Annotated in this window: 20 protein-coding genes; 3 read left to right on the top strand and 17 right to left on the bottom strand. The window is 66.5% G+C overall.

The window, feature by feature from the left end; translation table 11 throughout:
* Nucleotides 1-4,147 (top strand): GH36-type glycosyl hydrolase domain-containing protein (locus tag VNQ78_RS13040; protein WP_414694067.1); only part of this gene is annotated, 4,147 nt, incomplete at its 5' end.
* A 52-nt stretch (nt 4,148-4,199) separates the two neighbouring features.
* Nucleotides 4,200-5,108 carry a nucleoside hydrolase gene (locus tag VNQ78_RS13035; protein ID WP_325690401.1) on the top strand — a complete coding sequence of 303 codons (909 nt, stop codon included), beginning with the start codon at nt 4,200-4,202 and terminating at the stop codon, nt 5,106-5,108.
* Here the strand turns inward: VNQ78_RS13035 and VNQ78_RS13030 are convergent.
* The 8 genes from VNQ78_RS13030 to VNQ78_RS12995 all read right to left on the bottom strand — a co-directional run bounded on the left by VNQ78_RS13030 (nt 5,105) and on the right by VNQ78_RS12995 (nt 13,373).
* Nucleotides 5,105-6,100, bottom strand: a complete 996-nt coding sequence (locus tag VNQ78_RS13030) for a helix-turn-helix domain-containing protein (protein ID WP_325690399.1) — start codon at nt 6,098-6,100, stop codon at nt 5,105-5,107. The genes VNQ78_RS13035 and VNQ78_RS13030 overlap by 4 nt on opposite strands.
* Before the next feature lie 61 nt (nt 6,101-6,161).
* Nucleotides 6,162-6,926: an SDR family oxidoreductase gene (locus VNQ78_RS13025; protein WP_325690397.1), complete on the bottom strand. Its 765-nt coding sequence runs from the start codon at nt 6,924-6,926 to the stop codon at nt 6,162-6,164.
* Entirely contained in the window at nt 6,926-8,203 is a 1,278-nt protein-coding gene (locus VNQ78_RS13020) for an L-fuconate dehydratase (RefSeq protein WP_325690395.1), read from the bottom strand. Before VNQ78_RS13020 ends, VNQ78_RS13025 begins: the two co-directional genes overlap by 1 nt.
* Nucleotides 8,204-8,303: 100 nt before the next feature.
* Entirely contained in the window at nt 8,304-9,248 is a 945-nt protein-coding gene (locus tag VNQ78_RS13015; RefSeq protein ID WP_325690393.1) for an ABC transporter substrate-binding protein, read from the bottom strand.
* Between the two features lie 28 nt (nt 9,249-9,276).
* On the bottom strand, nt 9,277-10,254 hold the full coding sequence (locus VNQ78_RS13010) for an ABC transporter permease (protein ID WP_325690391.1): 978 nt from the start codon (nt 10,252-10,254) through the stop codon (nt 9,277-9,279).
* Nucleotides 10,255-10,274: 20 nt separating this feature from the next.
* Nucleotides 10,275-11,780, bottom strand: coding sequence for a sugar ABC transporter ATP-binding protein (locus tag VNQ78_RS13005; RefSeq protein ID WP_325690389.1), 1,506 nt, complete (start codon nt 11,778-11,780; stop codon nt 10,275-10,277).
* Nucleotides 11,777-12,601, bottom strand: coding sequence for an amidohydrolase family protein (locus VNQ78_RS13000; protein WP_325690387.1), 825 nt, complete (start codon nt 12,599-12,601; stop codon nt 11,777-11,779). Before VNQ78_RS13000 ends, VNQ78_RS13005 begins: the two co-directional genes overlap by 4 nt.
* A 34-nt stretch (nt 12,602-12,635) precedes the next feature.
* Nucleotides 12,636-13,373 (bottom strand): SDR family oxidoreductase, encoded by a 738-nt coding sequence (locus tag VNQ78_RS12995; RefSeq protein ID WP_325690385.1) that lies wholly within the window; start codon nt 13,371-13,373, stop codon nt 12,636-12,638.
* Nucleotides 13,374-13,472: 99 nt separating this feature from the next.
* Between VNQ78_RS12995 and VNQ78_RS12990 the strand changes: the two genes are divergently transcribed.
* Complete coding sequence (locus VNQ78_RS12990; RefSeq protein ID WP_325690383.1) at nt 13,473-14,276, top strand: IclR family transcriptional regulator; 804 nt, start codon at nt 13,473-13,475, stop codon at nt 14,274-14,276.
* Nucleotides 14,277-14,377: 101 nt separating this feature from the next.
* Here the strand turns inward: VNQ78_RS12990 and VNQ78_RS12985 are convergent, their stop codons facing one another.
* The 9 genes from VNQ78_RS12985 to VNQ78_RS12945 form a co-directional block, all read right to left on the bottom strand.
* Nucleotides 14,378-14,953: a c-type cytochrome gene (locus VNQ78_RS12985; RefSeq protein WP_325690381.1), complete on the bottom strand. Its 576-nt coding sequence runs from the start codon at nt 14,951-14,953 to the stop codon at nt 14,378-14,380.
* Nucleotides 14,950-16,203 carry a PQQ-dependent sugar dehydrogenase gene (locus tag VNQ78_RS12980; RefSeq protein WP_414694066.1) on the bottom strand — a complete coding sequence of 418 codons (1,254 nt, stop codon included), beginning with the start codon at nt 16,201-16,203 and terminating at the stop codon, nt 14,950-14,952. The genes VNQ78_RS12985 and VNQ78_RS12980 overlap by 4 nt, the downstream gene beginning before the upstream one ends.
* Before the next feature lie 112 nt (nt 16,204-16,315).
* Complete coding sequence (locus VNQ78_RS12975) at nt 16,316-17,140, bottom strand: sugar phosphate isomerase/epimerase family protein (RefSeq protein WP_325690379.1); 825 nt, start codon at nt 17,138-17,140, stop codon at nt 16,316-16,318.
* Between the two features lie 2 nt (nt 17,141-17,142).
* On the bottom strand, nt 17,143-17,823 hold the full coding sequence (locus tag VNQ78_RS12970; RefSeq protein ID WP_325690377.1) for an HAD family phosphatase: 681 nt from the start codon (nt 17,821-17,823) through the stop codon (nt 17,143-17,145).
* Nucleotides 17,820-18,578 carry a glycerophosphodiester phosphodiesterase family protein gene (locus VNQ78_RS12965; RefSeq protein ID WP_325690375.1) on the bottom strand — a complete coding sequence of 253 codons (759 nt, stop codon included), beginning with the start codon at nt 18,576-18,578 and terminating at the stop codon, nt 17,820-17,822. The genes VNQ78_RS12970 and VNQ78_RS12965 overlap by 4 nt, the downstream gene beginning before the upstream one ends.
* A gap of 9 nt (nt 18,579-18,587) precedes the next feature.
* Complete coding sequence (locus tag VNQ78_RS12960) at nt 18,588-19,448, bottom strand: ABC transporter permease (protein WP_325690373.1); 861 nt, start codon at nt 19,446-19,448, stop codon at nt 18,588-18,590.
* A gap of 11 nt (nt 19,449-19,459) precedes the next feature.
* A complete protein-coding gene (locus VNQ78_RS12955; RefSeq protein ID WP_325690371.1) occupies nt 19,460-20,458 on the bottom strand; it encodes an ABC transporter permease in 999 nt (332 codons plus the stop codon).
* Nucleotides 20,397-21,377, bottom strand: a complete 981-nt coding sequence (locus VNQ78_RS12950) for an oligopeptide/dipeptide ABC transporter ATP-binding protein (protein ID WP_325690369.1) — start codon at nt 21,375-21,377, stop codon at nt 20,397-20,399. Before VNQ78_RS12950 ends, VNQ78_RS12955 begins: the two co-directional genes overlap by 62 nt.
* On the bottom strand, nt 21,374-21,715 hold a 342-nt coding region (locus VNQ78_RS12945; RefSeq protein WP_325690367.1), incomplete at its 5' end, for an oligopeptide/dipeptide ABC transporter ATP-binding protein. The genes VNQ78_RS12950 and VNQ78_RS12945, both read right to left, overlap by 4 nt.

The raw sequence follows: 21,715 nt of genomic DNA, 5'->3' as shown, positions 1-21,715 counted from the left end.
GGTCGTCGCCCCCTATGCCACCTTCATCGCCGCCGGATTGCGCCCGCGCAGCGCGCTGAAGAACCTGCGCCGCCTTGCCGCCCTTGGCGCAAAGGGCGAATACGGCTTTTACGATGCGGTGGATTTCACCCCCTCGCGCGTGCCGAGCGGAAGGCGATGCGTCACCGTCTGCAACGTCATGGCCCATCATCAGGGCATGAGCCTGCTTGCGGTGGCGAATTGCCTGATGAAGGGGCTGCACCGCAAGCGCTTCCACGCCGATCCGGTGATCGAGAGCGTCTCGACCCTGCTGCAACAGCGCAGCCCGCGCGAGATCTCGTCACTGCTGCGGATCACGCCGCCCCGCCGCCTCGGCATTGCGCAGGATCGCCAGCAGCCCGAGATCGTCGAGGTCAAGGATGCCCGCTCGGCGCCCCATGTCATCGCGCTCATGTCCAACACGCGGCAATCCCTGCTGCTCGATGCCAGCGGCGCCGGACGCTCGCGCCTCGGGGATACGGCAATCACGCGCTGGCGCCCCGATCCGGCGGCGGATGCCTGGGGCGAGTTCCTGTTCCTGCGCGACGTCACTGGCCAGCGCTGGTGGTCCGTGACCGCCGCGCCGGGCTTCGATCCCCAGATCGACTATTCCGCCCGGCTTTTCGACTACAAGGCCAGCTTCACCGCGATCGGTGAGGGCATGATCTGCGAGACCGAGGTGATCCTCTCGGACGATCTCGACGCGCGCGGGACAAGGATCAAGCTGCGCAATATCCTGGACGAGCCGCGCCAGATCGAGCTGGTCAGCTATGGCGAGATCGTCCTTGACGACAATGCTGCCGACCGCGCCCATACGGCCTTCTCGCGCATGTTCGTCGCGACCGAGGCGCAGCCGGAACAGGGTCGCATCCTCGCCCGGCGCAACAAGCGCAATCCACACGACCCCGACCGGCATCTGATGCACATGTCCGCAGGCGCGGGCGTGCCCGGCAGCGCAGCAACGGATCGGCGCGAATTCATCGGACGGGGCCACAGCCTTTCGTCGCCGCGCGGCCTCGATCATCCGGTGCGGCTGGTCCCGCCCCCGGCGGGCGAGAGTTATACCCTCGACCCGATCTTCTCGCTGACGCGCCGGCTGACGCTGGCGCCGGGCAAGGAGGCCGTCGTCACCTTCTGGACCGTCTGCGCCACCAGCCGCGATCAACTGGAGGAGGCGCATCGCCGCCTGTCGGACGAGGCCGCCTTCGAGAACGAATACCAGATGGCCTGGACCCGCAGTCAGGTTCAGTTGCATCATGCCGACATCACCCCGGACGAAGCCGCGCTGTTCCGGCGCTATGGCGCGCTGCTGGTCTATCCCAACCAGATCCTGAACCCGCACCAGATCCGCCACGCGATGGGGCCGCAATCGGCGCTGTGGCCGATCTCGGTCTCGGGCGACAATCCGGTCATGCTGCTCAGGATCAACGACCCGGATTTCATGCCGGTGGCGCATCAGGCGATCCGAATGCAGGAATATCTGCGGATGCGCGGCCTCGACTGCGATCTGGTCATCCTGAACGAGCAGCGCTTCAGCTATGGCGCCAACATGCACGAGGCGCTGAACAACCTGTGCCATAGTATGCACCTGCTGCATTCGCGTCCCTCGGTCTTTGCCGTCGATGCCAGCGCGACCGCGCCCGAGACGCTCGAGACGCTGCTCGCCGTGTCACGCGTGGTGGTGCATGCTCAGAACGGCAGCCTCGCCGACCAGATCCAGCGCGTCGAGGCCGAGGAACTGCGCCGCGGCATCGCCCGCGCGCCAAGCCGCCCGTTGCAGCGGCCCGCGCTGGTGACGGAGTTCCCGCCCGAGGATCTGCGCTTCTGGAACGGCATCGGCGGTTTCGATGCCGAGGGCAATTACGTCACCCGCCTGCGCCACGGCGAGACGACGCCGAACCCGTGGATCAATGTCATCGCGCGCAGCGATTTCGGCTTTCACATCTCGGCCGAGGGGGCGGGGTTCTCGTGGTCGGCCAATTCCCGCGACCATCAGCTGACGCCATGGTCGAACGATCCGGTCAGCAACCCGACGGGCGAGGGCATCCTGATCCGCGATGTCGGCACCGGCGCCATCCACACGCCCTATGCCACGTTGTCGAGCCAGCGGGCCGCGCTTTACCAGTGCCGCCATGGCGCGGGTTTCTCGGAGTTCCGCGCCTGGTCGGGCGAGGTCGAGGTCACCGCGACGCACAGCCTGACGCCCGACGCGCCGGTCAGGGTGATCGGTCTGACCATCACCAACCGCTCGGACCGCCGCATCACGCTGGATGTCGCCCAGTTCGTCGAGCCGGTGATGGGCGGCAACCGCGCGAAATCGGCGCCCTATCTGCAACCGCATTACCGACGGAACCAGCGCGCGATCGAATGCACCAATCCCTATTCGATCGACTATCCGGGGCAGAAGATGATCCTCTCGGTCGATCGCGAGGTGACGGGCATGTGCCTGTCGCGCCCGATCTGGCAGGGCCGGAACCGCGACCACTCCATGCCGGCCTGGCTGGATTCGACGCTGAGCCACCGCTTCATCCATCGCCATGACGGCGATCCCCTGATGATGCTGGAATGCCGGGTCGAGGTCGAGGCTGGCGAAAGCACCGAAGTGACCTTCCGCCTCGCCGCCGGGCCCGTGCATGAGGTCGAGGAGCTGATCGCCCATGCCCCCAGCGCCGCCGAAGCAAGGGCGGCCCAGCAGGCGGAGTGGCAGGGGATTTTCGACAACCTGCAGGTCGAGACGCCCGATCCCGCCTTCGACCTGATGGTGAACCGCTGGCTGCCCTATCAGGCGATTGCCTGCCGCATCCGGGCGCGGTCGGCGTTCTATCAGGCCTCGGGCGCCTTCGGCTTTCGCGACCAGCTTCAGGACACCTCGGCGATGCTGGTCTATGATCCCGGCCTTGCCCGCGCGCAGCTGATCGAGGCCGCGTCGCGCCAGTTCCCCGAAGGCGACGTCCAGCACTGGTGGCTGCCCGCGACCGGGGCGGGGGTGCGCACCATGATCGCCGATGACGTGGTCTGGCTCGGCCATTCGCTGGCCCGCTATCTGGAGGTGACGGGCGACCGCTCGATTCTTGACGAGGAGCTGCCCTTCCTGCTCGGCCGCGCGCTGGAGCCGGGCGAGCATGACGCCTTCTACACCCCCGAAACCAGCCCGCAGGTCGCGACGCTTTACGAACACGCGGCGATGGCCCTCGACCTTGCCACGCGGCGGACCGGAAAGCAGGGTTTGCCGCTGTTTCTGGGCGGCGACTGGAACGACGGCATGAACCGGGTGGGCGAGGCGGGGCAAGGCCAGTCGGTCTGGCTCGGCTGGTTCCTCGCCCGGACGCTGGAGATGATGGCCCCGCTCGCCGAGGAACGGGGCGAGGCCGAGCGCGCCGGGGCCTGGCGCGCCCATCGCGCGACCCTCGCCCGCGCGCTCGACAAGACCGGCTGGGATGGCGAGTGGTATCTGCGCGGCATCTATGACGATGGCACACCGCTTGGCTCGCACCAGTCGGATGAGTGCCGGATCGACTCGATCGCGCAAAGCTGGGCGGTGATCTCGGGCGCGGGGCGTGAGGCGCGCCGCAGACCCGCCGTCGATGCCGCGCTGGCGCATCTGCTGGACGAAAAGGGAATGCTTCTGCGCCTCTTCACCCCGCCCTTCGCGCATACGCCAAACGATCCGGGCTATATCAAGGGCTACCCGCCCGGCGTCCGCGAGAATGGCGGCCAATATACCCATGCCGCGATCTGGATGGTGCAGGCGCTGTGCATGGCGGGGCGCGGCGACGACGCGTGGCGCCTCTTCCAGATGCTGAACCCGATCAGCCATGCAAGCGATCCCCAGACCCTCCAGACCTATCGCGGAGAGCCCTATGTGGTCGCGGCCGACGTTTACGGCGCCGAGGAGAAGGTCGGGCGGGCGGGCTGGACCTGGTATACCGGCTCTGCCGGCTGGCTGCATCGGGTGGCGGTCGAGCATATCCTCGGGCTGCAAATCCGCGACGGCAACCGGCTGGAGGTCGCGCCCGCCCTGCCCGCGCATTGGCCGGGCTATCGCGCCCGTATCCGGGTCGGCGACCAGATGCGCCGGGTGGATGTCGGGCGCGACGCCGATGGCGGCCTCAGGGTCGACATCGGTTGAAGCCGGCGGCGGAACCGGCTAATTGCCGCGCTTCCCGTCAATGGAAGCGGCCATGAAACTTCTGATCGACACCGATCCGGGCATTGATGATGCCATGGCGATCATCTTTGCCGCGCGCCATCCGGGCATCCGGCTGGTCGGGCTGACGACCGTGTTCGGCAATGTCCCGGTCGAGGTCGCCACCCGCAACGCGCTGGCACTGGCCGAGCATTGCGGCCTTGATATTCCCGTAGCGCAGGGCGCGGCCGGGCCGATGGTGCTGCCGCCCTTCGCGCCGCCCGCCCATATCCACGGGACGGGTGGCCTCGGCCACCTGCCGCCCGCCCGGCCGAATGGCCGCGCGATCGACGAAACCGCCGCCGCCTTCATGGCCCGCCTCGCGCGTGAGAATCCGGGCGAGATCACACTCTGTCCCATCGGGCCGATCACCAATGTCGCCGAGGCGCTTCGCCTCGATCCCGGTTTTGCGCGGAATATCGGCCGGATCGTGCTGATGGGTGGCGCGCTCGACGCGCCGGGCAATATCACCCCCCATGCCGAGGCGAATAGCTATCACGACCCCCACGCGCTCGAGGTCGTGCTGCGCTCGGGGGCCGAGATCCTGATGGTCGGCCTCGACGTCACCATGCGCGCCCAACTCGGGGCGGGCGATTTCGGGGCTTTGGCGGCGGCCGCGCCCCATGATGGTGGCTTTCTCGATGCGATGGCGGGGCTTTATCTCGACTTCTACCGCTCGATCGGCCAGCCGGGTTGTGCGCTCCATGACCCGATGGCGGTGATCGCCTGCCTTCATCCCGAGCTTTTCACCCTTGAACGCACCGCCATGGGCGTGGTGCTGGAGGGCGAGGAGATCGGGCGCGTCCGTCGCCTTTCCGGTCAAAGCCGGTCGGCCGCGGCCCTCGATTGCCGGGCCGAGGTGATTACCGGCCTTTTCCTCGACACGATCCGCCGCGCCGCCTAGCCGCCCGCGGTCCAGAGTCGGAAGCGGCGCGCGCCCGTGATCTCGCGCAAAAGACCCATGCCCTGCATCCGCGCCAGCAGGCGCTCGGCCGTGTCGCGGCTGATCCCGGTCGCGGTCTCGACCATGGCGGTGGTCATCAGCGGATGGGCGGCCAGCACCTCGATGACCCGGGCCGGGTTGTCGCCCTTGATCCCGGCAGTCTCACGCCGGGCGCGCGCGGCCCAGTCCGAGATGCGGCGCAATTCCCGCCGGGCCTCGGTCGTGCCCTGCAAGACCGCCTCAAGCTGGCGGCGCATCCGCTCGGCCGGGGGGCCGGTATCGATCCAGACCTTGCGACCGCCGCGGCCGAGGGGAACGAATTTAAGCGCCTCGCATCCCTGCGCCATGTCGCGCGCGGTCCAGCAGGCGGGTTCGGTCAGGCATTCGGGCGCGGAGAGATCGGCGATCCGCCACGCCACCCGCAAGGCGGGCGCGCGGGCAATCGGCTCAACCTCCGCCAGCGCCGCATGAGCGGCCAGAAACTCCTCGGCCCCCTCGTCGAAAGCCGCGCCGACCGAGCGGGTCGCCAATGGCTCGGCCAGCCCCGATGCGTCGCTGCGATAAAGGCCGAGGAAGCCGCGCAGATCGCCGAAAGCCCCCTGCCCCTCCAGCCGCCGCAGGCCCCAGCGCGCGAGGCGCATGGCCGAAAGATCGGTATTCGCCCGCGCATCCATCAGCTCGCGACCGACCTCCTCGCGGCGGAGCGGCGTGCCCTCTGCCCAGAGCATCGCCTCGATCTCGATCAGGCCAAGGCGCCGCGTCGCCCCCTCCTGCGCATCGGGCGACAGGGCGGCCAGCGTCGCGTCAAGCCGACCGACCGAAGCTGAGGCGCGCGCAAGGAGGCCCGACTGGGCCTGCTGCGCGGCCAGCCAGTCCTCGGGACGCATGGGCGGCGGGGCGTGGCCTTCCTCGGGCTCGAACGGCAATGCGGGCGACGGAATCAGATCGGACATAGGCGGAGCGTAGACGCTTTCGCCGCCCCGGACAGCCCAAACCTTTTGCGGCACCGCCGGATCAGCGCGCGATGGCGCGGTCCAGATGGACATAGCCGCCATCGGGATGCAGCCATTGCCCGGTCATGTGGCTCGCCCGGTCAGAGAGCAGGAAGGCGCAGCAATCCGCAATCTCGCGCGCGGTGGTCATGCGCTGCCCCAGCGGAATGTTGCGGGTGATCTCGGCCAGCCTTGCCTCGGGATCGGGCATGGTATCCAGCCAGCGGCGGTAAAGCGGCGTCATCACCTCGGCCACGACGATGGCATTGACCCGCGCGCCGGAGGGCAGAAACTCCACCGCCCATTCGCGGGTCAGGCCAAGCTGCGCCGCCTTGGCCGCGATATAGGCCGAGGTTCCCCCCTGTCCCGTCAGCGCGGTCTTGGAACTGATATTGACCACCGCCCCTTTCGCCGCGCGCAGGTCGTCGGCCAGCAGATGCACCATGGTATAGTAATGGATCAGGTTCTGGTCGAGGCTGGCGCGGAAGGCCTTCGGCCCCTTGTCGAGACCCACGCCATCATTCGCCCCGGCATTGTTCACGAGGCCGTAGACCTGCCCATGCCGGGCATGGATGGCCGCGACCGCCGCGACACAGGCCGCATCATCGGAAAGCTCCGCTTGCACGAAATCCGCCCCGGTCCGCGCCAGCCATTCGGCATCGGGCGCGCGGCGCGCAAGGACCACGACCCGCGCCCCTTCCTCGCGCAGAACCTCGGTGATCCCGGCCCCGATGCCCGAGCCGCCGCCGGTGACAACGACCAGCCTGTCTTGCAGATGCAGATCCATCACGCCCCCCTGAAGCGATAGGTCTCAAGGCTTTCCGGCTTCATCTCGATCGAGAAGCCGGGCATTTCGGGCGGCATATAGGCCGCGTTCCTGATCGTGCAGGGATCGAGGAAATGCTCATGCAGGTGATCGACATATTCGATCACCCGCCCCTCGCGCGTGCCGGCGATGCAGAGATAGTCGATCATCGACATGTGCTGGACATATTCGCAAAGGCCGACGCCCCCGGCATGGGGGCAGACCTTAAGGTCGTATTTCGCGGCCATCAGCATCACCGCCAGAACCTCGTTCAGCCCGCCCATGCGGCACGAGTCGATCTGGACCACGTCGATGGCACCCCGCATGATGAACTGCTTGAACATGATCCGGTTCTGGCACATCTCGCCGGTCGCGACCTGAACGGGGGCGACGCCCTCGCGGATCTTGCGGTGCCCCTCGATATCGTCGGGGCTGGTCGGTTCCTCGATGAACCACGGCTTCGCGAAGGCGAGCTTCCCGACCCAGTCGATGGCCTGATCGACCTCCCATACCTGATTGGCGTCGATCATCAGGTTCACGTCGGGGCCGACCTCGTCCCGCGCGATGGTCAGGCGGCGGATGTCGTCATCCAGATCGCGACCGACCTTCATCTTGATGTGGCGGAAACCGGCATCGACCGCCTCGCGGCAAAGGCGACGCAGCTTGTCGTCACCATAGCCGAGCCAGCCCGCGCTGGTCGTATAGCAGGGATAACCCTCGGCCTTGAGGGTGGCGATGCGCGCCTCCTTGCCCTCGGCCTGCTTCGTCAGGAAATCCAGCGCCCATTCGGGCGTGATGCAATCGGTCAGATAGCGGAAGTCGATGCAGCGGACCAGTTCGGCGGGCGACATCTCGGCCACCAGTTGCCAGACCGGCTTGCCCTCGGTCTTGGCCCAGAGATCCCAGACCGCGTTGACCACCGCGCCGGTCGCCAGATGGATCGCGCCCTTGTCCGGGCCGATCCAGCGCAACTGGCTGTCCGAGGTGATGTGCCGCCAGAACCGCCCCATGTCCTGCGCGATCCAGCCAAGGTCCAGCCCGGTGACGATCGGACGCAGCGCCTCGATCGAGGCGACGCAGATCTCGTTCCCGCGGCCGATGGTGAAGGTCAGGCCATGCCCCTCATGCGGGCCATCGGTCTCGAGGATGACATAGGCCGCCGAGTAATCGGGGTCCGGGTTCATCGCGTCCGAGCCGTCCAGATGCTGGCTGGTCGGAAAACGCACATCGACGGTGCGCAGGCCGGTGATCGTGGTCATGCCTTATCCTCTCGGCCAAGCGGGCCGTGACGCAGGAGCTTCATCTTGTCCTCATGGGGAAACGGCCGGGGACAGGGCGCCCCCGGCCAAGGATTGCGGATCAGTCGTAAAGGACCGCAGCGATTTCCGGCGCGTCGATATTCGACTTGTCGTACCAGTAGAAGCCGGTATCGATGTTCTTCTCGACCGTCTCGCCCTTGGCGACGGCGACGGCGGCCTTGACCGTCTCATAGCCGATGCCGACCGGGTTCTGGGTGATGGCGCCCGCCATCTCGCCGCTCTTGATCGCGTCCTTCTGGGCCTTGCCCGAGTCGAAGCCGATCACCACGACCTTCGCCCCCATCTCGCGCACGCCGTTCAGCACGCCGATGGCCGAGCCTTCGTTGGTGCCGAAGATGCCCTTGATGTCGGGGTTCGCGGCGAGGATCGCCTTGGTGATCTCGGTCGATTTCAAATGGTCGCCATCGCCATATTCGATGGTCACGATCTCGATATTCGGGAACTTCGCCTTGATCTCGTCGACAAAGCCGTCGCGGCGATGGATCCCGGTCAGCGAGGTCTGGCTGTGGCCCACGACCGCGATCTTGCCCTCGCCGCCGATCAACTCGCCCATCTTGTCGGCGGCCATGGCGGCCGCGGCGATGTTGTTCGTCGAGGCGGTCGCAACCGGGATGTCGCTGTCGACGCCGGAGTCGAAGGCGATGACCGGGATCTTGGCCTCTTGCGCCTTCTTCAGCAGCGGGATCGCCGCCTGGCTGTCCAGCGCAGCGAAGCCCACGGCGGTCGGCTGCTTGGCGAGCGCCGCGGCAAGCATGTCGATCTGCTTGTCGACCTGGGTTTCATTGTCCGGGCCTTCGAAGCTGACCTCGACCCCGAACTCCGCACCCGCCTTGTCGGCGCCGACCTTCACGGCCTGCCAGAATTGGTGCTGGAAACCTTTCGAGATCAGCGGGATATACATCTTGTCCTGGGCCAGCGCACCGCCGGCCATGGACATCAGCGCCAGCGCAGTCGTCGCGCCGATCAGTCCTCGTCTTGTGAACATGTTTTCCTCCCTGATGTTCACGTTGGATTCAATTGGCGGAGCGCCGGCGCAACTGGTCGGCATAGACCGCGACAATGATGATGAAGCCCGTCACGACCGTCTGCCATTCCGGCGCGACCGAGAGCACGCGCAGCCCGTTCGTCAGCACCGACATGATCAGCGCCCCGATCAGCGTGCCCGTGATGGTGCCCCGACCGCCCGAGAGCGAGGTGCCCCCGATCACCACGGCTGCGATCGCCTCCAGCTCATAGCCGAGGCCCAGAGCCGGCTGGGCCGAGTTCAGGCGGCTGGAGATCAGGATGCCCGCAATCCCGCAGATCGTGCCCGCAAGCGCATAGATCGCCATCTTCCAGCGGTCGGTATTCACCCCGGAAAGCCGCACCGCCTCCTCGTTCGAACCCAGCGCGAAGGTGTAGCGACCCAGCACCGTCCGGCCCAGCACCCAGGCGATGAAGGCTGCGACGATGAAGAGGATCAGCACCCCGTTCGGCAGCGGGAATTGCGGGATCACCTTGCCGACCAGCGAACCCTGCGAGATCTCGGTATAGCCCTCGGTATCGTTGAAATAGATCGGCTTCGTGCCGGTCACGATCAGCGACATGCCCTTGAGGACCAGCATCATCCCCAGCGTCGCGATGAAGGGCGGGATCTTGGCCTTCGCAACCAGCGTCCCCGAGATCAGCCCGCACAGCGCGCCCGTCGCCATCCCTGCGATGACGCCCACAAGCAGCGGCATCCCGAGCCATGTCAGCACAACCCCGGTCATCACCGCGCAAAAGGTCATCAGCGTGCCGATGGACAGGTCGATCCCGCCGGTGATGATGATCATCGTGACGCCTACCGCCAGCACCCCGTTGACCGAGGTGGCCTGCAGGATCGACATGATATTGTCGATCTGGAAGAAGCGCGGGCTTGCCAGCGAAAAGCCGACGACCAGCACGATCAGGCTGGCGAAGGCCAGCAACTTCTGCTGCGCGGCGCCGCGACGGGCCTGCTTCTCGCTCATCTTCAGTCCCTCCTCGACCATCATTCTGCGGCGAGCCCCTCTCGTCTGGTGGCAAGTTCCATGATCTGTTCCTGCGATGCGCCGCCGGGCAGGATGCCGGTCAGCCGCCCCTCGCACATCACCGCGATGCGATGCGACAGGCGCAGCACCTCGGGCAATTCGCTGGAGATGACGATGATCGCCTTGCCCGAGGCCGCGAGTTCCTTCAGCAGGCGATAGATCTCGGCCTTGGCGCCGACGTCGATGCCGCGCGTCGGCTCGTCGAAGATCAGGATGTCGCAATCCCTGAGCAGCCATTTCGCGATCACGACCTTCTGCTGGTTGCCGCCGGAGAGCAGCCGCACCTCCTGCCGGTCGCCGGGGGTGCGGATCGTCAGGCTCTCGATATAGCGCCGCGCGATCCGGCCCAACTCGCCCTCGTTGATGCGGCCCAGCCGGTCGGCATAGCGCGGCAGGCTGGCCATCGCGATATTCGCGCGCACATCCATGCCAAGCGCCAGACCGAAATGCTTGCGATCCTCGGAGAGGTAACCGATCCCGGCCTGCACCGCGTCCGCGGGCGCGCCAATCCGCACCGGCTTGCCATGCACCCGGATCTCGCCCTGCGTGGCGGGTTCGGCGCCGAATATTGCGCGGGCAAGCTCGGTCCGGCCCGCGCCCATCAGGCCGGCAAAGCCGAGGATCTCGCCCCGCTTCAGGGAAAAGCTGATGTCCTTCAGCTCATGCCCACGCGACAGATGGCTCACCTCCAGCGCGACGGGTGCGGCCGAAAGATCGGGGATCTCCGCCGCCTCCTCCGTCAGTTCGCGCCCCACCATCATCGAGATGATGCGCGAAATCGGCGTCTCGGCCGCCTCGACCGTGCCGACATAGGCCCCATCGCGCATCACCGTCACCCGGTCGGCGATGCGCTTGATCTCGTCCATCTTGTGGCTGATGTAGATGATGCCCACGCCCTCGGCGCGCAGCTTCTGGATGATCGCGAAAAGCTCGGCGATTTCGGCATCGTTCAGCGCCGCGGTCGGCTCGTCCATGATCAGCACGCGCGAGCGATAGCTGAGCGCCTTCGCGATCTCGACCATCTGCTGGCGAGCGATGGTCATGCCGCCCACGCGCGCGCGCGGGTCCATGCGGATATGCATGGCCTGAAAGATCGCCGCCGCATCGGCGTTCAGCTTGCTTTCGTCCAGCCGGCCAAAGGACCGGCGCGGCTCGCGCCCGATCCAGATGTTCTGGGCGACGGTCAGGTCGCGCATCAAGGCCAGTTCCTGATGGATGATGCCGATGCCCAGATCCTGCGCCGCCCGTGGCGTGGGCAGGCTGACTTCGTTGCCGTCGATCAGGATGCGCCCCTCGTCGGTCTGGTAGACCCCGGACAGGATCTTCATCAGCGTCGACTTGCCCGCGCCGTTTTCGCCCATCAGGGCGTGAACCTCGCCCGCGCGCAGATCGAAGCTGACCGCCTTCAGCGCGTGAACGCCGGGGAAGCGCTTGTCGATCCCCTCCATCCTGACCAGTTCCGTCATGCCGTGACCCCATAGAAGCGCATCGCGTTTCCGCCCATGACCGCCGCCCGTTCATCGGGCGACAGGTCCGTCAGCAATTCCCCGGTCAGGGCGAGCCAGTCGGCATAGGAGGCGGCAAGGTTCAGCACCGGCCAATCGCTGCCCCAGATCAGGCGATCGGCGCCGAACCAGTCCAGAAGCTGCGCCACCAGCGGACGCAAGGCGGCCAGCGGGTCGCGCAACTCGTTTGGGGAGAGTTCGGTCAGCAGGCCCGACAGCTTGCAATGCAGACCTTGGCCGGCCAACCTGCGCATTCCTACCTCCCATTCGCCGCGCTCGCCGGGCTGGGGCTTCGCCGCATGGTCGATGACGATAGGCAGATCGGGATTTTGCTCGGCAAACCGCGCCAGAACCGGCAGATGGCGCTGCGTGACCAAGGCGTCGAAAGTCAGTTGCAACCGCGTCAACGCCTCCAGCGCCTCGCCCTGGGGCGCGGTCAGCAGCCAGTCGGTCGCCGCGATATCCTGAAGCATCGGCCGGACGCCCAGAAACTCCGGCCCCGCCGCACGCGCGGCCAGATCGGCGACGGCCGTGGGCGCGGCCAGATCGACCCAGCCCACGACGCCCAGAATTTGTGCTTCGCGCCGGGCGAGGGACAGCAGGAAATCCGTCTCGGCCAGCGTCGGCGCGGCCTGCACGGCGATGACAGGACCGCCTGCCGGATGATCGGCGGGCAGGAAATCCCGACGGATCGGATCAAGGGCCGGGTCCGGCCCCTGCAGCCAGCCGTAATCCCGGCGATCCAGCCGCCAGAAATGGCAATGTGCGTCCAGTCTCTGCATCGCCGCCCCTCCCCTGGCCGCGAAATGCCTTGGGTCAGATCGTCACGCCCCCATCGACCAGCATCGTCTGTCCCGAGACAAAGCGGCTTTCATCCGACAGAAGATAGACGACCATCGGCGCAATATCCTCGACCGTGGCCAGACGCCCCATGGGCTGGCGGGCGATGAAATCCTTCTCGGCCTGAACCGGATCGGCGGCCGCGGCGATGCGGCCGCGCAGGCTGGGCGTGTCGACCGTTCCGGGGCAAAGCGAATTGCAGCGGATGCCCTGCTTGACGTAATCGGCGGCGATGGCCTTGCTGAGCCCGATGACCGCGGCCTTCGAGGCGCCATAGGCCGTGCGGTTCTGGAAGCCTTTGACCGAGGACGCCATCGAGGCCATGTTCACGATCGAGGCCGTGCCGGTTTCCGCCGCGCGTTCAAGCATGCCCGGCAGGACAGCGCGGCAAAGGCGCATCATCGCGGTCACGTTGAGGCTGAAGGCGAAGTCCCAGTCCTTGTCCTGAATGTCCAGCAATGCGCCGTTATGGACGACCCCGGCGCAGTTGAACAGACCATCGAGCCGCCCGACGCGGGAGGCGATCGCGTTGATCGCCGCGGCGTCGGTCACGTCCAGAACTTCGGTCTGCATTCCGTCGAGGCCGGCCAGCAGGTCGCCATTGATATCCGTCGCGATGACCTTCGCCCCTTCGGCCGCAAGCGCCAGCGCGCTGGCCCGACCGATCCCCTGACCCGCTGCGGTGACCAGAATCACCTTGTCCTTCAGCCGCATCAGACCCCTCCCCTCGCCTTCCGCATTAATTCTTATATAAACATGCTATCCACATATGAATAAATGTGGCAAGCCTTTTCTCAGGAGAGGAGAGAGGCCATGTCCGAGGAGAACCCCGAGCAACCGCTTGACCGCTACCGCGCCCCCGCCCTCGACAAGGGGCTGGATATTCTGGAGGTTCTGGCCGATCAGGCGCGCGGCCTGACCCGGGCCGAGATCGTCAAGGCGATGGGCCTGAACCCGTCCCAGATCTATCGTATGCTCGAACGCCTCGTGGCACGCGGCTATGTCACGCGAATCGAGGGCGGCGACCGTTACGCGCTGACCATGCGCCTTTATCTGCTCGCGACGCGCCATCCGCCGCTGCGGCGGCTGGTCGCGCAGGCCCAGCCGTTGATGGACGAATTTTCGCGCGCGCTGCAGCAATCCTGCCATCTGGTCGTGCCCGAGCAAGGCACCGGCATCGTGATCGCGCAGGCCAGCCCGACCGGACATTGGGAATTTCGCGCCCGGATCGGCGGACAGGTCGACCTGTTCTCGACCGGCTCGGGCCTGACGCTGCTGGCATTTCAGGATCCGGGGCGCGTGGTCGAGACGCTGGGCATCTGGGGCGTCGGCGACGCCGAACGACGCCTTGCCGAGGTGTCGGATCATCTGGCGGCGGTCCGCTGCCAGGGATCGCGGGTCGAACCTTCGGGGCAGCTGGTGGGCGTCACCGATCTCAGCGTCCCGGTGAAGGGACCGGGGGGCGAGGCGATTGCCGTCCTGACCTGCGCCTATATCCCGCACCCCGAATTGCGCGAGAGCGAAAGCCGCGATCACGCTTTGGCGGCGCTGATGCGCCTCTCGGCCGAGCTGTCCAGCCCGGAGGCCGCGACCTGGCTGTCTGGTTCCGCGGTCTGAGGGCGCGATCCACCGGTCCGGGCGGGCGATGCTGACACAGGGGCCAGCACCGCGCTGGAAATGGCAAGCGCGGCCCGCCGGAACGGACCGCCTTGCGCGGGCTATTCGATCATCTCGATCTCGATCCCGACGGCGGCATACCAATCTGCGACGGAGCGGATCTCCTCATCCGTCATTTCGGCCGCGACTGGTCCCATGATGTCGCTTTTGCGCGCACCGCTGCGGAACGCCTTCAACTGGGTGTCGATATAGATGTTGGTCTCTCCGGCAAGGTTCGGCGCCTCGTCAATGACCCGGATGCCGTCGGGGCCGTGGCAGGCCACGCATTGCGCGGGCGCGCCTGCCGGATCGGCCTTCAGCGTTGCGGTCGGCTTGTGACCCCCGAACCATGCCGCGAGGTCGGCGATCTGCTGGTCGCTGAGGTTCTTCGCCACGATCGTCATCATCTCATGCTCACGCGTGCCATCGCGAAAGGCGGCAAGCTGGGTGCGCAGATATTCCTCGGACTCGCCGCCGATATGGGGGGCGATCGGCATCTGCGCCTTGCCGTCGAGGCCGTGGCAGGTCCGGCATTGCCCGGCCAGCTTGCGCCCCGCCTCGCGATTGCCCGTCACATCGGCCATGGCGCCCCCGGCGAGCATGAGCCCGCCGAGAGCCAGCAGAAGAACCCGCCTCATTCGGCCTGACGTGCGATGCGCCAGATGGCTCCGGCGAAATCGTCCGAGACCAGCATCGAGCCGTCGGGCAGGAAGGCGATGTCCATGGGACGACCGCGATATTCGCCCGTCTCGCTGTCAAGCCAGCCTTCGGCGAACACCTCGGGCGCGCCGGCATTGCCCTCGGCATCGACGGGGGTGAACATCACCCGCGCACCGACCGGCGTGGTCCGGTTCCACGAGCCATGCTGGGCCGAGAAGATGCCTCCGTGATATTTCTCGGGGAAGGATTTGCCGGTATAGAACCGCATCCCGAGATCGGCGGCATGGGCCTGCATCTCGGCCGCGGGGGCGATGAACTCGACCCCTTCGGGCCGGGGCACGTCCTTGTAATCGGGGATCTCGACCGCGCCATTGACCCAAGGGAAGCCGAAATGCTGCCCTGCCTCGGTCTGGCGGTTCAACTCGCCCGGAGGGAGGTCGTCCCCCATGCCGTCGACCTGGTTGTCGGTGAACCACAGATCGCCATTGGCAGGGTTGAAGTCATGCCCGACCGAGTTGCGGATGCCGCGGGTGAAGACCTCGCGCTCGGTCCCGTCGTTCTTCATGCGGATGATGCCGCCGATGCCGGCCTCGGCATACATCTCGTGCTTGTCGACCGGCGGGATGTTATGCGGCTGGCCGAGCGAGATGTAGAGCTTGCCGTCCGGTCCGACCCGGCAGACGCGGGCGGTATGGTTGAAGCTTTCCTCCTCGGCCGGGATCAGCTTGCCTTTTTCGACGACGACCCCGACGGCGGGGTCCGGCCCTTCAAAGAAGAACTCGGCAGCGGGAAAGACCAGCACCCGGTTGCGCTCGGCGATATAGAGAAAACCGTCGGGCGAGAAGCAGGGACCGTTCGGCAGGTCGAAAGTGACCGAAGGTGCGAAATCCTTGACCTCGTCGGCGACACGGTTGCGGTCGCGGTCGACGACCGACCAGACCTTGTCCTTGCGCGTGCCGACAAAAGTGACGGTCCCCTGCGGCGCGACCGCCATCGACCGCGCATCCGGCACCACCGCATAAAGGCTGACCGCGAAACCGTCCGGCACCTTGAGATGCGGCAGGATCTCCTTCAGCGCCGTCGCGCGCTCGTCATCCTGCGCGATGGTGGTGAAGGTCGCGTCCGTGCGCTGCATGCTGGTGAGCTTGTCCATGTTGTCCTGGGCCGCCAGGGGCGTGGCCAGAGACGTGCCAAGGAAAAGCGCGGCAACCATGTTCCTGCTGTTCATGTGATCCCTCCCTGATGCGTTCCGACGCGCCGGGCTCCCCTCCCGGCGCGTCGAAATCGCCCGAAGCCTGCGGGAGAGATCACATTTATGTCAACAAAAAATCACTGCGGTTTCAGCGCGCAAGCCCCAACCGGCTCAGCAACTCGACCGAAGGCAGGATCCCGGCCTTGTCGCGCAGTTCCAGGATGAGGCGCGGGTTCGAGGTGAGTTCCCCCAGCGCCCGGAATACCCCGTGCCAGCGGATATTCCCCTCGCCGATGGCCCAGTGGCGATCGGCATGGCCATCGGCATCCTGCAGATGGACATGCTGGAGCCGGTCCCCCGCGCGGCGGATATAGAAATCCACGGGCGGCGCCCCGGTCGAACCGTGGGCGTAATGCGCGTGCCCGGTATCGACCGACACCGCCACGGCGGCAGAGTTGAAGCTGTCGGCAAGGATGCGGCGGATATCGGGATCCTTGTCCTCGATATTCTCGATCACCAGCGTCACGCCGATCTCCTCGGCGCGGCGCACGACCTCGCCCATGGTATTGTGGCAGTTCTCGATCACCCAGTCATAGGCCGAACGGTTCGAGAAATTGTCGAGATTGTTGAAATCCCAGGTCGTATAGGGCGAATGAATGACCATCTGCGTCGCGCCAAGATATTCGCAGACATCGAGGCCCTGCTGGAACTTGCGCGCGATCACCACCCGCATGTCGGGGTCGGGGCTGGCGATGTTCAGGCCCCAGAACGGCCCGTGGATACCCAGCCGCCCCTTGTATCCGCCAAGCAGCTTGCGGGCGCGGTCGGCGACGGATTTCCAGTCGCCATTCAGAAGCGTGGCATCGAAGAAATCCTGAAGCTCGAGGTCGCGGTCCTCGGACAGGATGAAGTCCTGAAGCCCCTCGAGGTCTTGGGTCGAAAGGGCGGCGCCCAGCAGCGGAAGTTCGGTCATGTTCAAGCCAGTTTCTCAAATCGGGGAAGGGAAAGTTCGGAAAGCAATTGGTGAAATTCGCCCATGCCGTGAACGACATGATCCGCGCCTGCCGCGGCAAGGGTGCGGGCATGGTCAAGGCGGTGTTCGGTGGGGCCGATGAAGCCCACGGCAAGGCAGCCCGCCGCGCGGGCGCAAAGGATGCCCTGCGGGTTGTCGTCGATGAAGATCGCCTGATCGGGGCGAATGCCCAGCCGGTCGGCGGCGAAAAGGGCAAGGTCGGGGGCCGGTTTCGCCCGCGCCACATGCTCGGCCGAGTAGACGTGATGCCCGAAGCGCGCCGCCAGCGGGGTGCGCATGATCGAGCTTTGCAGCCGGCCGATCATCGAGTTCGAGCAGACCGCCATCGGCAAGTCGAAATCCCAAAGCACCTTCTCGATCCCCGGAACCAGCGGGATCGACTGGTCGAACATGGCAAAGAGGATATCGTCCGCATGTCGGAACACCGCCTCGGCGTGAAGGCCGGCCGCCTTCATCCACGCGAGGCTTGCCGCCCGGCCATTGCCCGAGAAAAGCCGCGTCGCCTCATCCCGGTCCATCGGGCGGCCCGCCGCGCTGATTGCGCGGGCAAGCGCCTCGCAGCCCTGGGGTTCGCTGTCCAGAAGCACGCCGTCACAGTCGAAGAGGATTGCGGAATAGGTCATGCGGCGTTCCTTTCGTTCATCAGCTCGCGCACGAGGACAGGGTTGTCGGAGACGACGAAGCCCACGCCGCGCGGCAACCAATGCCTTATCAACGCGGGGTCGTTCAACGTCCAGACCGAGGTTTTGGAAAGCGGGCGCAGGCTGCGGATCAGTTCGAACTCGGTCTCGAAAAGATCGTGATGGATGCCGACGACTTCGACCAGATCGCCCAGATCAGCAAGAAAGGCGGCCATTCCGCCCTGCCGCTCGGCCCAGTCGCGATTGACCGAGATCAGGCGGCGAAACTCGGGGGCAAGGTCGCGGATCCCGCGCACGACGCCGATATCGAAGCTGTGGAGGACCGAACGCGCCTGCAAGCCCCGCTGGCGCAGGGTTTCCACGACTTTCCCGATCATGCCGGGATAGGGGACGCCGTTCTCGTCCGCCTTCAACTCGACGTAAAGATCGACAGGGTGCGGGCCGAGGATGTCCAGCACCTCCTCGAACGACGGGACGCCCTCGCCGATCAGCGTGCCATCCGGGCCTTTCAGGCGGATCGCGCGGCGGCTCTCGGGCGTCAGCGCGCGCACCGGGCCTTCGCCGTCGGTGGTCCGCTCCAGCGTCGCGTCATGGATGACGACCAGCTCGCCCGCATCGGTCAGGTGCAGGTCGAACTCGATGGCATCGAAGCCATGCCTCACGGTCTCGCGGAAGCCGAGCGCCGAGTTTTCGGCCCAGAGATTGCGGGCGCCGCGATGCGCCATGATCTTTGACATGTGTTTTCCTTAGCGAATGGTCGGGTCAAGCCGGTCGCGCAGCCAATCCCCCAGCAACGAGATGCTGAGCGTGGTCAGAACGATGACGAGCGAGGGCGCAAGCATGATCCACGGCGCGCGGGTCAGGTATTCCCGCCCGAAACCCACCATGTTGCCAAGCGAGGTCTGCGGCGGCTGCACCCCCAGCCCCAGAAAGCTGAGACCGGATTCCATCAGGATCACCTCAGGGAATGTCAGCGTCATCGAGACGATCAGCGTCGAGGCGACGTTGGGCAGGATATGCCTGATATAGACATGCCGGGGCGTCGCGCCAAGCTGCACCACCGCCGCCGCATAGCCTTGCGCCGAGGCCGCGATGGCAAGGCCACGGGCGATGCGGGCATAACGCTCCCACCCGTAGAAGCCCATCAGGCAGACGAGGAGGATCATGGAGGAGCCGAAGAAGGCCAGCACCGCCAGCGACATGATCATGAAGGGCAGCGCCGCCTGAAAATCGGCAAGCGTCATCACCAGATGCTCGACCCAGCCGCGAAACTGCGCGGCCAGAAAGCCCAGCGTCGTGCCGAACAGCGCCGAGAGGATGGTCGCACCAAAGGCGATGACCAGCGAGACGCGGATCGACTGGAGGAGGCGCGACAACACGTCCCGGCCCAATTCGTCGGTGCCGAGCCAATGGCCCGGCGTGCCCATCGGCGCAAGGCGCGCCACAAGGTCCATCCGGGTGATGTCATAGGGGCGAAGCAGGTCGGCGAAGATCGCGGTCAGAACCATGCCGATGATCCAGATGACCGAGAGGATGACGAGGATCGGCGCCTTCAGCCGGATGCGGGTCATCAGGCGCGGGGCGGGAAGTATGGTTGCGGTTGCCATCTCTCAGTTCCTCAATGGGCGGGGCTTTTCGCGCGCAGGCGCGGGTCGAGCAGGCCATAGGCGAAATCGACCAGCAGGTTCGCCACGACCATCGAGGCCGCGATGACCAGAAGCAGGCATTGCACCACGGCCAGATCGCGGTTCGCGACCGAGACGACGATGAGCCGCCCGATGCCGGGCCATGAGAAGATGCTCTCGACGACGACCGCCCCGGCGATCAGCGCACCGACCATGAAGCCGATCAGCGTGACAATCGGCACCGCCGCATTCGGCAGCGCGTGGCGCCAGACCACGTCGCGCCAGGGCAGGCCCTTGGCCATGGCGGTGCGGATATAGGGTTGGCCCAGCACCTCGATCATGGCCGAGCGCGAAAAGCGGGCAAGGATGCCGATGCCGCCGATCGACATGGTGGCGATGGGCAGGATCGCGTGGCGCCAGCTTGCCTGCCCGCCCGAAGGCAGCCAGTCGAGCTTGACGGCAAAGATCAGGACCAGCACCAGACCCAGCACGAAGGAGGGGATGGTGAAGCCGAAGATCGACAGCATGATGACGCCCCGGTCCGCGACCGACTGGCGGTGCAGCGCCGCATAGACCCCGGCCGGAATGCCGATCGCAAGTTTCAGCATCAGCGCCGGGACGGTCAGGGCCAGCGTCGCCGGCAACCGCTCCAGCACGAGGTCGATGGCAGGCGACTGGTCCCGCATCGAAACCCCGAAATCGAAGCTGAGGATCTGTTTCAGATAGGCCAGATATTGCTGCCAGATCGGGTCGTCGAGACCCCAGCGGGCGCGGAAGGCCTCGACCGCATCCTGCGGCGCATCCGGCCCCAGCAGGATCTGCGCCGGATCGCCCGACAGGCGCAGCACGACAAAGGCGAATGTCATCACCAGAAGAATGGTCAGGGCCGCGCGGGACAGCTTGGCGAGGATGAAACGGAGCATGTGAACCTCAGGCAGCAGCAGATTGCCGGGAACGGTCGAGCCGCAGGCAGGCCGCGCGCCGGCCGTCATGGGCAAGCAGCTCCGGCTGGGTCGCCCGGCACTCGGCGATGGCGGCGGGGCAACGCGGATGGAAGGCGCAGCCCGGGGGCCTCTCGGCCGGATTCGGCGGCTCGCCCGACAGGATGATCCGCCCCTCCAACCCCTGCCCGGCCCTCGGGATCGAGGAGACCAGCGCCTGCGTATAGGGATGGCGCGGATCGCTGAAGATCACGTCCGAGGAGGCTTCCTCGACCACGCGGCCAAGGTACATCACCGCGACCCGGTCGCAGATATTGCGCACGACCTTCAGGTCGTGGCTGATGAACACCATGGTCAGCCGCTCCCGCTCCTGCAGGTCGCGCAGCAGGTTCACCACCTGCGCCTGAATCGAGACGTCCAAGGCGGAAACCGGCTCGTCGCAGACGAGAAGGCGCGGCCCGGTCGCCAGCGCGCGGGCGATGACGACGCGCTGGCGCTGGCCTCCCGAAAGCTCGTGCGGATAGTGGTCGGCCTGATCGGGGCGCAGGCCGACGCGGGACATCAGGGCTGCGACCCGTTCCGTGAGTTCGCTGCCGCGCCCGAGGCGATGGATTTCCAGCGGCTCGGCGATCTGGCGGGCGACGGTCATGCGCCGGTCGAGGGCGGCGAGCGGATCCTGAAAGATCAGCTGCATCTCGGCCCGGAGATGCCGCCACGCCTCGCCATGCGGCTTCGGCATCGGCTGGCCGCGATAGCGGACCTCGCCCGCATGCGGCGCCTCAAGCCCGAGGAGCATCCGCCCCAGCGTGGACTTGCCCGAGCCGCTTTCGCCGACGATGCCAAGAACCTCGCCCTCGCGCACGGCAAGGTCGATGCCGTCGACGGCCCGCACGCTGCCAGCCTTGCCGAAAAGCGGCTTCGCGGTCCGGTATTCCTGAACCAGCCCCCGCGCCTCAAGCAGCGCGCTCATGCCGGAACCTCCTGCCGGAGTGTGCTGTTCGCCGATGCGAAGGGATGGAAACAGGCCACCTCTCCGACCGCCTCGCGTCGCGGCTTCAGATCGGGCCGGTAACGCCCGCAGATGTCCGAGGCGCGGGCACAGCGGGGCGAATAGGCGCAGCCGGGGGGAAGGTCGCGCGGATCGGGCACCGTCCCCTCGATCGGCTGCAACCGCGCGCGACCGGCTTCGATCTCGGGGATCGCGGCGAAAAGCCCGCGCGTATAGGGATGGGCGGGTGCGCTGAAAAGCGTCGCGATGTCGCCCTCTTCGACAATGCGCCCGGCATACATCACCGCCACGCGATCGGC

This window comes from Paracoccus sp. (in: a-proteobacteria), from assembly GCF_035556475.1.
GTDB lineage: Bacteria > Pseudomonadota > Alphaproteobacteria > Rhodobacterales > Rhodobacteraceae > Paracoccus.
Note: the sequence above shows the minus strand (reverse complement) of the source record. Positions and strands in the feature narration are given on the sequence as shown.

What these genes read in the sequence shown, in the direction of transcription:
- VNQ78_RS13035 (WP_325690401.1), top strand. Translation starts at nt 4,200, where the DNA reads ATGAAACTTCTGATCGACACCGATCCGGGCATTGATGATGCCATGGCG.
- VNQ78_RS13030 (WP_325690399.1), bottom strand. Translation starts at nt 6,100, where the DNA reads ATGTCCGATCTGATTCCGTCGCCCGCATTGCCGTTCGAGCCCGAGGAA.
- VNQ78_RS13025 (WP_325690397.1), bottom strand. Translation starts at nt 6,926, where the DNA reads ATGGATCTGCATCTGCAAGACAGGCTGGTCGTTGTCACCGGCGGCGGC.
- VNQ78_RS13020 (WP_325690395.1), bottom strand. Translation starts at nt 8,203, where the DNA reads ATGACCACGATCACCGGCCTGCGCACCGTCGATGTGCGTTTTCCGACC.
- VNQ78_RS13015 (WP_325690393.1), bottom strand. Translation starts at nt 9,248, where the DNA reads ATGTTCACAAGACGAGGACTGATCGGCGCGACGACTGCGCTGGCGCTG.
- VNQ78_RS13010 (WP_325690391.1), bottom strand. Translation starts at nt 10,254, where the DNA reads ATGAGCGAGAAGCAGGCCCGTCGCGGCGCCGCGCAGCAGAAGTTGCTG.
- VNQ78_RS13005 (WP_325690389.1), bottom strand. Translation starts at nt 11,780, where the DNA reads ATGACGGAACTGGTCAGGATGGAGGGGATCGACAAGCGCTTCCCCGGC.
- VNQ78_RS13000 (WP_325690387.1), bottom strand. Translation starts at nt 12,601, where the DNA reads ATGCAGAGACTGGACGCACATTGCCATTTCTGGCGGCTGGATCGCCGG.
- VNQ78_RS12995 (WP_325690385.1), bottom strand. Translation starts at nt 13,373, where the DNA reads ATGCGGCTGAAGGACAAGGTGATTCTGGTCACCGCAGCGGGTCAGGGG.
- VNQ78_RS12990 (WP_325690383.1), top strand. Translation starts at nt 13,473, where the DNA reads ATGTCCGAGGAGAACCCCGAGCAACCGCTTGACCGCTACCGCGCCCCC.
- VNQ78_RS12985 (WP_325690381.1), bottom strand. Translation starts at nt 14,953, where the DNA reads ATGAGGCGGGTTCTTCTGCTGGCTCTCGGCGGGCTCATGCTCGCCGGG.
- VNQ78_RS12980 (WP_414694066.1), bottom strand. Translation starts at nt 16,203, where the DNA reads ATGAACAGCAGGAACATGGTTGCCGCGCTTTTCCTTGGCACGTCTCTG.
- VNQ78_RS12975 (WP_325690379.1), bottom strand. Translation starts at nt 17,140, where the DNA reads ATGACCGAACTTCCGCTGCTGGGCGCCGCCCTTTCGACCCAAGACCTC.
- VNQ78_RS12970 (WP_325690377.1), bottom strand. Translation starts at nt 17,823, where the DNA reads ATGACCTATTCCGCAATCCTCTTCGACTGTGACGGCGTGCTTCTGGAC.
- VNQ78_RS12965 (WP_325690375.1), bottom strand. Translation starts at nt 18,578, where the DNA reads ATGTCAAAGATCATGGCGCATCGCGGCGCCCGCAATCTCTGGGCCGAA.
- VNQ78_RS12960 (WP_325690373.1), bottom strand. Translation starts at nt 19,448, where the DNA reads ATGGCAACCGCAACCATACTTCCCGCCCCGCGCCTGATGACCCGCATC.
- VNQ78_RS12955 (WP_325690371.1), bottom strand. Translation starts at nt 20,458, where the DNA reads ATGACGGCCGGCGCGCGGCCTGCCTGCGGCTCGACCGTTCCCGGCAAT.
- VNQ78_RS12950 (WP_325690369.1), bottom strand. Translation starts at nt 21,377, where the DNA reads ATGAGCGCGCTGCTTGAGGCGCGGGGGCTGGTTCAGGAATACCGGACC.